This is a genomic window from Burkholderia sp. LFS061 (assembly GCF_047978125.1).
Taxonomy (GTDB): Bacteria; Pseudomonadota; Gammaproteobacteria; order Burkholderiales; family Burkholderiaceae; genus Burkholderia; species Burkholderia pyrrocinia_C.
In genome coordinates, this window is record NZ_JBFPFS010000006.1 from 1 (window position 1) to 11,869 (window position 11,869).

Here is an 11,869-nt window from a genome sequence, read left to right on the forward strand (position 1 = left end):
GCCGCAGCCGGCGCGCCGGCGCGCCGTGCGAGGTCGCCGATGCGGCGCGCGAAGCCTTCCGCGAGCGCGATGCCGAAGTCGGCGGGCTCGGGCAGCCGCGCGACGAGGCCGCCGGTAAATTCGAGCGTGTCGTCGGATGCATTCATGCGCGGCCCCCTTCCATCATCCGGTCGAGTGCGTCGACGAGCGCGCGCTCGGGCCGCCGCGCATGCACGCCGGCCGGCTCGCCGCCGCTGCGCCAGCCGGGCCGCACGCCACGCACGAACAGGTACAGGTAGCCCGCGATATGCGTGTCGTAGTCGTAATCGGGCAGCCGCCCGCGCAGGTAGCGATGTAGCGCGACCGTGTAGAGCAGCGCCTGCAGGTGATACGCGTGATCGGCCATCGCGACGTCGAGCGCGTGCGGGCCGTAGGCGTCCGGCGTCGTGCCGAGATGGTTCGACTTCCAGTCGACGATCCAGAAGCGGCCGTCGTGTTCGACGATCATGTCGATGAAACCCTTGATGAATCCGGCGAGCATGCCCGCCTCCAGTGCAACGTCCGGGTAGCCGTGCGCGACCAGCAGCCGGCGCAGCGCCGTCAGGTCGAGCGACAGTGCCGGAAACAGGAAGCCCATTTCGTCGAGCCGCTTCGCGGGATCGAGATCGGCGAGCCGCATGCCCGGCACGAGCTCGGTGCGCACCACATCGTCGACGAGCCGCACCATCATCGCCGGCAGGCGCGTCGCGAGTCCGGGCTCGGCCTCGACCGGCCGGTCGTGCAGCGCGCCGAGCGCGGCCTGGTGCCACGACTCGGGCTCCGTGAACCGGCTGAGTTCGAACAGACGGTGCAGGCACTCGCCCGCCGCCGCGCCGCGCGGGAACACGAGGATGTCGTCGTCCGGCGGTTCGGGCGCAGCCGGATCGGCCAATATGAGCCCGCCGTCCGGCATCGCCGCGGCAAGCGCATCGTGATCGGGCCGCAGCTCGTCGTCGGGCACGACCGCGACGCCGGCCTCCTCGCGCGCCATCGACGCGGTCAGCGAACTGAAGCTCGCCATCCGCCACGCATCGCGCAGCACGCGCGTCGCATGGCGCGCCGCGAGCGTCTGCGACGCGTCGTGCCCGGCCGCGAGACGCTCGCGGCGCGCGGGCACCGGCAGCGGCACGACGCTCACGGGGCCGCCCGCGAGCGCAAGCCACGCGGCATCGAGCGCCGCTTCGTCGGGCGGCTCGTCGAGCCACGCGTCGAACGACTGGCCGGCACCGGCGACGAGCCAGTTGAGCACGCTGCGCCGCGCTTCGCGCGTCGAGCGCGACGACTGGTACGGCCCGGCGACGACATAGCAGCGATAGACCGCGCGCGTGAGCGCCACGTAGACGAGCCGCGCGCGTTCCGCGGCCTGCTCGCGCATCGCCTGCCGCGCCGCGTGCGCGGCCGCCTCGTCGTCGCAGCCGTAATGCAGCACCGCGTCGCCCGCGTCGTCGTGATATTCGCGCGCATCGGGCAGCGCGGACGAAGGCGGCTCGCGCAGCCCGCCGTCGTTCAGGAACGGACAGAACACGATCGCGTATTCAAGGCCCTTCGACTTGTGCACGGTCACGATCTGTACAAGGTTGCGATCGGATTCGAGACGCAACTGCGCTTCCTCGCCGCCGCCGTCGAGCCGTTGCGCGGCGAGCCAGCGCAGCGTCGGCGCGATGCCCGGCTGCGCGGATGCGCGTGCCTGCGTCAGTTCGGCCAGGTGGTTGATGTCGGTCACGCGGCGTTCGCCGTCCGCGCCGGCCATCAGCCGCTCGGCGATCCGCAGCTCGCGCGCGAACGTGCGCCACATCACCGCGAAACCGCGCTCGCGCCACAGCAGCCGATACCGCGAGAAACGTTCGACCCAGCTCATCGCGTCGGCACTGTCGGCCGCGGACGCTTCGTGCGACGCATCGCCGTCGCCCTGTTCCATCCGCCACAGCGCGCCGGCATCGAGGCCGAACCAGTCGGCCGCGAGCGCCGAACGCAGACGCCGCAGGTCGCCCGGCGCATCGATCGCCGCCAGCACGCGTTCGAGCTGCTCGGCGTCGCCGGTCGAGAACACCGAGGCCTGCGCCAGCTCGACGCTGCCGATGCCCCACGTGGCGAGCACGCGCTTCACGAGGCTGCCCTGCCGGTGCGTCTGCACGAGCACCGCGATGTTGCCCGGCGACAGCGGCGTGTCGCCCAGCCGCACGTGCCCTTCGCGCGCGCCGCGCATCAGCCGCGCGATCTCGGCCGCGCAAGCCTGGGCGGCCTGCGCCTGCGCATCGCGCTTGAGCAGCGTGCCTTCGCCGCCCGGCAGCGCCCAGACCCGGAAATCGCCGGCCGGGCCCGGATCGGTTTCGTCGACGAACGGCGCACGCACGCGCGTGCCGGCACGCACCGCGTAATAGTCGAGCCCGTCGAGCACGAACGCGCGCGGATTCGACATGAAGAAGCGGTTGCACGCATCGACGATCGCGGGCGTCGAGCGCTGGTTGACCGCGAGCGTGTAGCACGCGCTCGCGCTCGCGCGCGCCGCAAGATAGGTATGCAGATCGGCCGCGCGGAAGCTGTAGATCGCCTGCTTCGGATCGCCGACGAGGAAGAGCGGCCCGCCCGGCGCGAAGATCCGGTTGAAGATCGCGAACTGCAGCGGGTCGGTATCCTGGAACTCGTCGATCAGCGCGGCCGGATAGCGCGCACGCAGCGTGTCGGCGAGCCACGGATGCGCATGCAGCGCGTGATACAGGTTCGCGAGCAGATCGTCGAACGACACGACGCGCCGCGTACGCTTGCGCTCGGCCAACTCGCCGGGCGCCATGTCGAGCCATTCGGCGATCAGCGCGAGCCAGCGCGCGCGCTGCGTTGCCTCGGCTGCCGCCACGGCCGCTTCGAGCGCGTCGGCCACGTCGAAGAACGCGTGTTCGGGCGTCGCGCCGCCTTTTTTCGTCGCTTTCACGAGCGCGGTGCGCGTGAGCTTCAGTGCGGCCTTCGGCAGCGCGGCCGTCGCGTCGCCCTGCGCGAAATGCGCGGCCCATGCGTCGAGCGCATCGGCAACCGCGTCGGGCTTGTGCGAGCGCTGGTTGAGCGCGGGCTGCGCGGTGCGCAGCAACGCATCGATCGCGTCGCGTTCGGCCGCCCACATCCGCGCCGCCTCGGCGAAGCATTCGGCCGCGGCGCCCTCGGCCGATTCGTCCGGCTCGGTCACGCCGTCCCAGCGCAGCGCGGCGAGCGGCTTTTTCAGCCGGCGCGCGAGCTGCGCATCGAGCGCGGCCGGGCCGGCGCCCGATTCGACGAGCCAGGTCGCGAAGCCCGGCCAGCGCGCGGCCGCCGGTTCGACGCGCGTGCGCCAGAAGTCCGCCGCGAGTTCGAAGCGCAGCGACGCGTCATCGGTCTCCATGTCGAACGCGAACGGCATCGCGGCCGCGAACGGCGCTTCCTGCAGCGCGCGCTGGCAAAACGCATGGATCGTGTGGATTGCGGCCTGATCGAACGCGCGCAGTGCGCGCCGGATCCGCTTCGCGGCCGTGTCGGGGTCGAGCGCGCCGTCTTCGCCGAGCGTGGTCTCGAGCAGGCGCACGATGAACGGATCGCCGCCGTCGTCGCCCGTATCGAGCGCGTGCGCGAGCTGCGCGAGCCGGCCGCGAATCCGCTCGTGCAGTTCGGCCGTCGCCGCCTTCGTGAAGGTCACGACGAGGATTTCGTCCGCGCCGAGATCCTTTTCGAGCAGCAGGCGCACGTACAGCGCGCAGATGTTCCAGGTCTTGCCGGTGCCGGCCGACGCCTCGATCTGGTTGACGCCGTCGAGCGGGCACGCGAACACGTCGAGTTCGAGCGCCGGCTGCGGCTGCGACACGGCGCTCATGCGACCTCCTTCAGATGTTCGACGAGCGGCTCGAACACGAGCCGCGCGAGCGTGCCGAACGGCTCGTCGAGCGACGCGCGCGCGCCGCGCCATGCGATCGCGATGGCCGGATCGTCGGCCTCGCTCACGACACGCTCGTTGATCCAGACGCTCGCGGCCTTGGCTTCGCCGTCGGACACCCTCGCCCACGCACTGCGCGGGAAAAACCGCAGCGGCATGCGCCGCCCTGCGCGAAACAGCGCGGCAAGCGGCGCGAGCCGTTCGAGCGGCGCCGCGACGGGCGTCAGCTCGAACGCACCGCCGCTGCCGAACCACAGCGTGCGGCGCGGGCCGCCCGGTTCGACCGCGCAGTAGACGAGATGCGCGAGCCACGCGGACAGGTAGTCGCGCGCGCTCGACCGTGCATAGCGGTAGATGATCTGCCCGGCCGGCGTCAGCCGGTTCAGCGTGCCGTGCAGTTCGAGCGGTGCGCTGACCGCGTCGCCCGACAGCATCGCGTCGTCGGCGCCGAACAGCGCCTGTTCCGTATCGGGCCATGCGGGCGCGATGACGAGCGAAAACGGCCGCCTCTCGATGCCGTCGGCCAGCGCACGGCGCACGTTCGACGCAAGCTGAGTCATCGAGCCGAGCGCCTGGTCGCGCCACACGGCGCCCGTCGCGCCGCCCGGCAACTCGGGGCTCGCGTCCGCAATGCGCAGCGCATGATCGTGCGCGGCCCCATCATCCGATTCGATCAGGAGCGGCAGTACACGCTCGGCGAGCGCATCGCTGCCGGCGAAGTCGAGCGCGAACGGCTCCGTGTCGAGCAATTCGGCCTGCGCATCGGCGAGCACGATGCCGAGACGTGCGCGCAACAGCGCCCGCGCGGGATGCCGCCAGAAGCGTTCGAATTCGCTGAACGCGACGGGCTCGACCGGTTCCGCCGGCAGCGGCTGCGCGAAGAACGGCAGTTCGCGCGAGCCGTCGCGCGACGCGTCGGCGGCCAGCAGCGACGCAAGCGTCGCGCGCTCGGCGTCATAGGAAACGAGCCCGCTGCCGGGCTGGAAATACGCTGCCGCGAACGGTTGCAGCGGATGCTCGACGATGAACGCGCGCCGCGCGGCATCGACGGCGTCCGGCGCCGCGTCGGGCCCGGCCGTGACGAGCGCGAGATGGTCGAGCAGTTCGTCGACGAGTGCCGCGGGCGGCAACGGCGCGTTGTCGCGAATGCTGCGGCCCGTGTACGCGATCAGCAGCCGATCGCGTGCAGCGAGCAGCAGGTCGAGAAACAGGTTGCGCTCGTCGTCGCGGCGCTGTCGGTCGCCGAGCTTCGGCAACACGGCCATCAGGTCGAACTCGTCCGCGCGCGAGAGGCTCGGCAGCACGCCGTCGTCCATCCCGAGCAGGCAGACGACGCGGTACGGCAGGCCGCGCAGGCTCGTCAGCGACGAGAACGTGACGCCGCCCCACGGCACCCCGCCGCGCGCCGGATCGTCGAGCGCCGCCGCAAGCCCCGCGCGGACGACGGCCGCCGGCAGCGCTTCGTCGGGCGCGCCCTCCGTCATCGCAGCCAGCATCGCGTCGAGCGCGTCGCGCACGCCCGCGAGCGCATCCGCATACGCGGCGCCCGAATCGAAGAAGCGCGCCAGCGTGTCGGCGAACAGCTCGCTCCAGCCGCGCGGCGTGTGCGATTCGGCGAGCCGCCGCGCGAAGCCGTCGAGATCGTCGGTGAAACGCGCGAGCCGGCCGAGCAGTTCGGCCTCGCTGCCCGTGGCCGCCTCGATCGGCAACCACGCGCCGACCGGCGCTGCGCCTTCGGGCATCGCATAGCCGAGAAAGAGCCGCGCGAGTGCGTCGGAGAACGTATGGCGCGGCGCAGGCACGGCCGCGTCGTCGCTCGCACGCGGCGACAGCCCGCGCCGCGCGCCGGCGGCCGCGAGCCAGGTCTGCACCGTCTCGAGCGCGGCCGCATCGATGCCGTAGCGCGCAGCCACCGCATCGACGCGCAACCATTCGACCAGCTCCGGCGCGCCGACCTGCCGCTCCGGCAGCGCGAGCCAGTCGAGCAGCACGCGCGCGACCGGGTTTGCCTGCGACGGCGGCAGGCCGGTGATCCGGTAAGGCACGCGCGCGCCGCCGGCGCCGGCCGTGCCGAATACCGCATCGATCAGCGGTCCGGCCGCCGCGAGATCGGCCACCGCGACGAGCACGTCGGACGGCTGCAGGCTCGCGTCGGCATCGAACCACGCGAGCAGCCGGTCGTGCAGCACCTCGAGCTGGCGCGCGAGGCTGTGGCACACGTGCACCTCGATCCCGCGTTCGGCCGGCGCATCGCCGGCTTCGGCCTCCGGCTGCAGTTCGAGGATCGCGTTCTGCACGCGCGCGAGCCACGTCGGCGCGGGATTCTCGACGAAACGCGACGCATCGCCCACCGCGGCGCTTTCAGTCAGCTCATGCAGCATATGCAGTTGCGCCTGCGTCTGCCGGCCCCACTCGGCGAGCAGCGGATGGCCGACTTCCTGGTAGTCGAGCCGGCCGGCCGCATCGAGCGCCTCGGCATGCGCGGCAGTCACGATGTCGAACCAGAATTCGCGGCACGGGTTCAGCGCGTAAACGCGCACGTCGATCCAGCGCGACAGCTCGCGCAGCAGCGCGACGTGCAGCGGCGGCATCGTCGGCAGTGCGAACACGCTGACCGATTCCGGCCAGTCGGCACGCGCGACCGCGTCGGCATCGAGATGGCGCGCTTCGACCAGGAAGCGGTGCGCGGGCGGCGTGCCGCTGTCGCTCAGTTCCGCGAGCAGCGCGCGCCACAGCGCGGCCTGCCAGCGCTCGTCGTCGCGTGCGGCGTCGCTGATCCCGCGCGGCGCGCCGTCGCCCGCGAGCACCGACTCGCCGGCCTGCCACGCCGCCAGCCATTCGGGGCGATAGGTCAGGTAATGATCGAGCACGGCCGCGACGCGATGCGCGAGCTCGTAGCGCATCGCATCGTCGGAGGCGGACAGATACGCGGCGAGCCGCGGCGACGCAAGCCACGGCGCGCCGTCGGCCGCCTGCGCGAACAGCCGGTAGCAGCGCCACACGAGACGGTCGGGCGCGAACGGCGAACGCGCGGGCACCGTCAGCACGCGGCCGATCTGCGCCCACAGCCATTGCGCGAGATACGTGAACTCGACGTTCGCGCACACGCCGTTGCGCGCGGCGATGTCGAGCTCGAGGCGGCGGCGCAGCGCCGCGCTCGGCACGATGACCTGTTGCGGCGCCCACGGGCCGTTGCGGGCCGGAAACGCGGCCAGATCCTCGAGCAGCGCGTCGGCCAGCGTTTCGTGACGATTCGAATAGAAGAGATGGAGCATGAGGCGGGCGTCGGATTCTCGCGCCGGCCGGACCGGGCGAACAGGTTCCCGAAGGATAGCAAATGGCCTGCCGCGGCGAGCATCGGCCGGATGGCCAGATTTTGCGGACCGCGAAATACGATAGACTCGTCGCCAGTCAATTTGCCGCCCCCGGGCGTCTTCGTCTGCCATTCAGCCCATCGATGCGCTATTCGGTCGAAATCAGAAAGTTTCTCTACAGCCAGTACTTTTTCGGCGGCCTGCGGATCGCGGTCGGCGTTTCGCTGCCGGCCGTGCTGTGCCTGATCGTGTTTCACAACCGGGAGCTCGGCTTCACGATCTCGACGGGCGCGCTCGGCGCGTGCGTCGTCGACATGCCGGGCCCGCTCAAGTACAAGCACAACGAAATGCTCGCGTGCAGCGTGATCGGCTTCCTGGCCGCACTCGCCACCGGCCTCGCGACACCGAACATCTTCGCGCTGTGGCTCACGATCGTGCCGCTCACGTTCGTGCTGTCGCTGATCGTCGTCTACGGCAACCGCTGGCCGCAGATCAGCTTCGCGACGCTGTTCATGATGGTGATGACGCTCGAGGAGCAATTCACGCCGCTGCAGGCGTTCGTCAACGCCGGCTGGATTCTCGCGGGCGGCCTCTGGTATACGTACTGGGCCACGCTCGTGTCGCGCTGGCAGGCGCGCCGGATCGAGCAGCAGGCGCTGGCCGAAAGCCTGTTCGCGTGCGCCGACTACCTGCTCGCGCGCGCGCAGTTCTACGACCTCGATGCCGATCTCGACGAGTGCTACCGTAATCTCGTCGCGCGGCAGATCACCGCGGTCGAAACGCAGGAAACCGCGCGCGACATCGTGCTGCGCAACCTGCCGAAGCTGCGGCGCGGCAAGCTCGATCCCGGCCGCACGACGATGTACAACCTGTTCATCAACAGCGTCGACCTGCACGAACTGTTCGTCGGCGCGCACACCGATTACCCGCTCGTGCGCAACACGTTCGGCGGCTCCGATCTGATCATTTTCTACCGCGACCTGATCCGCAAGGCGGCCGCCGATCTCGAGGAGATCGGCCTCGCGGTGCTCGAAAACCGCGCGCCGCATTCGCGGATCAGCGTGAAGGCCGAACTGCGCGCGATCGAGTACGAGATCGAACTGATGCGCAAGAAGAACTTCGCAGCCACCAACGCGGAAGCATATGCGGCCGTGCTCGCGACGTTCCGGCGCATCTGGAGCGCGACGCGCCTGATCGAACGGATGCGCCGCAACCTGTCGGGCCACGCCGATCCGCAGCAAACCGAACTGAAGATCGACAAGGCGCTCACGCGCTTCCTGCAGCGCCGCCGGATGTCGCCGCTGCTGATCTTCTCGAACCTGAACATGAGCTCGCCGAGCTTGCGCCACGCGCTGCGCGTGACGATCGCGGTGGCGGTCGGCTTCTGGCTCGGCCGGCTGCTGCCGCTCACGAACGCGTACTGGATCGTGATGACGACCATCATCATCCTGAAGCCCGGCTATTCGCTGACCAAGCAGCGCAACGCACAGCGTATCGTCGGCACGCTGATCGGCTGCGCGGCGAGCATCGCGCTGATCTACACGGTGAAGGAGCCGCACCTGCTGATCGCGATCATGTTCGGGTCGATGGTGATGAGCTACAGCCTGCTGCTGTTCAATTACGCGGCGAGCGTCGTATTCACGTCGTCGTACGTGCTGCTGATGTTCCACCTGCTCGCGCCGGGCAGCATGCGGATCATCGGCGAGCGCGCGATCGACACCGTGGTCGGCTGCATGATCGCGATCGCCGCGAGCCGGCTGTTCCCGTACTGGGAATACCGGCTGATGGGCAAGCAGGTCGCCGACATGCTCACGGCGACCCGCAAGTATTTCGAGGCCGTGTGGCGCGTCGGGCGCGGTGCGTCGCCGCCGCCCGTGCCCACCGCCGACGGCGCGGCCGTGGTGCCGGTCATCGCCGCGGCGGTCGAGACGCCGGCCACGAGCCTCGACGACGACTACCGCTACCGCCTCGCGCGCAAGGACGTGCATATCGCGTTCGCGAACCTCGGGCAGGCGTTCCAGCGGATGATGATCGAGCCGAAGGCACACCAGCGTTTCGTGCCCGAGCTGAACGACCTGCTCGTGCAGACGCACGTGCTCGGTGCGCAGATCACGGCCGCCGCGCCGCTGATCCGCAACGCGTGCTCGGCCGACGGCGGCCTCGTCCACGACGACGCGCTGCAGCGCGGCCTCGCGGCCGTGCTCGACAATCTCGAGAAGGCCGAGGCCGGCGAGCCGCCGCCCGCCCATCAGCTCGAGGCGTCGAAGCAGATCACGCGCGATCTCGACGCGATGGTCGTGTCCGCGGAAAAATCCGCTGCGGTCGGCGCCGAACTCACGCACGACCTGAAGGTGCTCGCGCACCAGTGCAAGCAGATGCTCGCGTCGTCGCTGCTGATCCGCAAGGACGCGAGCGTGATCCGCCTGCCCGCCTGACCCTGCCCGACCGTTCCCGCCGGTGGCCGGCCCCGCACGCCGCGGCCCGGCCGCCGGCGTTCCCCGATTCAACGATCCCCCGACGCATGACCCACCCGCTCCACGCGGCCCGCGCATCCGCCGCGCGACCGCCCCACGCCCTATTCCGCGCGTCGCGCCAGTCAGGGAATACCCGATTCCGGTTACCGGGCCCGGCTTGTTATCATTCGTTCACGTTCAAGTTGTATATACAACTTGACGCAGTCGGACCGGTCCCGCTCGCCCGGTCCGTCGCATAACGATATCGGAGACTCGATGAAAAACTTGCAGCGCCACCTGAGCGCGCGGCACGTCCGCTTTCTCGCGCTGGGCTCGGCGATCGGCACGGGCCTGTTCTACGGCTCGGCGTCCGCGATCCAGCTCGCGGGCCCGGCCGTGATCCTGGCGTATATCCTCGGCGGCACGGCCGTCTACATGGTGATGCGCGCGCTCGGCGAGATGGCCGTGCGCGAACCCGTCGCCGGCTCGTTCGGCCACTACGCGACCGAGAACCTCGGCCCGTTCGCGGGATTCGTCACGGGCTGGACCTACACGCTCGAAATGGTGATCGTCGCGATCGCCGACATCACCGCGTTCGGCATCTACATGGGCTTCTGGTTTCCGGATGTCCCGCAATGGATCTGGGTGCTCGCGGTCGTCGCGATCATCTGCGGGCTGAACCTGTGCCACGTGAAGGTGTTCGGCGAGCTCGAGTTCTGGCTGTCGATCATCAAGGTCGGCGCGATCGTCGCGATGATCGGCGGCGGCGTCGCGATCCTGCTGACCGGCATGCACTTCGGCCATTCGGCCGACGTGCCGACGTTCGCGAACCTGTGGAACCATGGCGGCTTCTTGCCGAACGGTATCGGCGGGCTGATCGCGTCGCTGTCGGTCGTGATCTTCGCGTACGGCGGGATCGAGGTAATCGGGATGAGCGCCGGCGAGGCGAAGGACCCGGAGCGCGTGATTCCGCGCGCGATCAACGCGGTGCCCGCGCGCATCCTGCTGTTCTACGTGCTGACGATGGTCGTGCTGATGTCGATCAGCCCGTGGACGGGCGTCGGCGGCGACGGCAGCCCGTTCGTGCAGATCTTCTCGGCGCTCGGCGTGAAGTCGGCCGCGACGATTCTCAACCTGGTCGTGATCAGCGCGGCGATCTCGGCGATCAACAGCGACATCTTCGGCGCGGGCCGGATGATGTTCGGGATGGCTCGGCAGGGCCAGGCGCCGCGCGTGCTGACGACGACGTCGCGGCACGGCGTGCCGTGGGTCACGGTGCTTGTGATGGCGGGCGCGCTGCTCGTCGGCGTGCTGCTCAACTACCTGATGCCGAAGGACGTGTTCCTGATGGTCGCGGCGATCGCGACGTTCGCAACGGTGTGGGTGTGGCTGATGATCCTGCTGTCGCAGGTTGCGATGCGCCGCCGCCTGTCGAGCGCCGAAGTCGCGGCGCTGAAGTTCAAGGTGCCGCTGTGGCCGGTCGCGCCGGCACTGACGATCGCGTTCATGGGTTTCGTGATCGTGATGCTCGGCTGGTTCGAGGATACGCGCGTCGCGCTGTATGTCGGCGCAGCGTGGCTCGCGCTGCTCGCGGCCCTGTTCTACGCACGGATCCGCCCGAAGTTCGCACCTGCGTCACGTTGACGCACGGCTGACCTGCCCGCGCGGCGCGCCGGTTTCGGTGCCCGCTTCTTTCCCGGCTCCGCGCGGCGACTGCCGCGCCGGAAGCTGCGGGCCTCCCCCTTCTCAGCATTGCACCGACGTACGCGGCCCGAGCGGGCCGCGCATCGGCACGTCAATGCGATGCGGCGCTCGTGGCCTCGGCCGGATGGGCCTCGTCGTACGCGTGCTTCTGCGAAATCGCGTTGTACAGGATCGTCCCGATCACGAGCAGCACGGCCACGACGATCAGGATGCTCACGTTGCGGACAGGGTTCTTCTTGCGCTGATCGTTCATGGTCGGGGCGATTCCGTCAAATTCGTCGAAGCGGGCATTCTACGCGCTTGCGCCACCACCGCGACTTCCCGTTTCCGATCCCCGACCCTGCCTTCCCTACCGCTTGCCGCAAGCTTTCATTTGATAATCGTTCCCATTTCGATCTAGAATCCAGAGTCTTTCATTCTGTAATGTTCCGGATCGCTCGGGCGGCAGGCGCGCCCCGGAACGCTCCCCTCGTCCACCTGCCCCA

Annotated in this window: 5 protein-coding genes; 2 read left to right on the top strand and 3 right to left on the bottom strand. The window is 69.8% G+C overall.

Translation table 11 applies throughout. The features are described 5' to 3' along the window. Positions 1-142: 142 nt before the first annotated feature. Both recB and recC read right to left on the bottom strand, forming a co-directional pair. Positions 143-3,853, bottom strand: coding sequence for an exodeoxyribonuclease V subunit beta (gene recB / locus ACNQQL_RS06990; RefSeq protein WP_347063685.1), 3,711 nt, complete (start codon positions 3,851-3,853; stop codon positions 143-145). After that, on the bottom strand, positions 3,850-7,188 hold the full coding sequence (recC, locus tag ACNQQL_RS06995) for an exodeoxyribonuclease V subunit gamma (RefSeq protein WP_347063686.1): 3,339 nt from the start codon (positions 7,186-7,188) through the stop codon (positions 3,850-3,852). The genes recB and recC overlap by 4 nt, the downstream gene beginning before the upstream one ends. A gap of 182 nt (positions 7,189-7,370) precedes the next feature. Between recC and ACNQQL_RS07000 the strand changes: the two genes are divergently transcribed. Together ACNQQL_RS07000 and ACNQQL_RS07005 are read left to right on the top strand one after the other, a co-directional pair. Beyond that, positions 7,371-9,662: an FUSC family protein gene (locus ACNQQL_RS07000; RefSeq protein WP_347063687.1), complete on the top strand. Its 2,292-nt coding sequence runs from the start codon at positions 7,371-7,373 to the stop codon at positions 9,660-9,662. Positions 9,663-9,956: 294 nt separating this feature from the next. After that, positions 9,957-11,324: an amino acid permease gene (locus ACNQQL_RS07005; protein WP_347063688.1), complete on the top strand. Its 1,368-nt coding sequence runs from the start codon at positions 9,957-9,959 to the stop codon at positions 11,322-11,324. A 151-nt stretch (positions 11,325-11,475) separates the two neighbouring features. On the opposite strand, the gene ACNQQL_RS07010 is transcribed toward ACNQQL_RS07005, so the two are convergent. Further along, entirely contained in the window at positions 11,476-11,637 is a 162-nt protein-coding gene (locus tag ACNQQL_RS07010) for a hypothetical protein (protein ID WP_105390764.1), read from the bottom strand. Positions 11,638-11,869 lie beyond the last annotated feature (232 nt).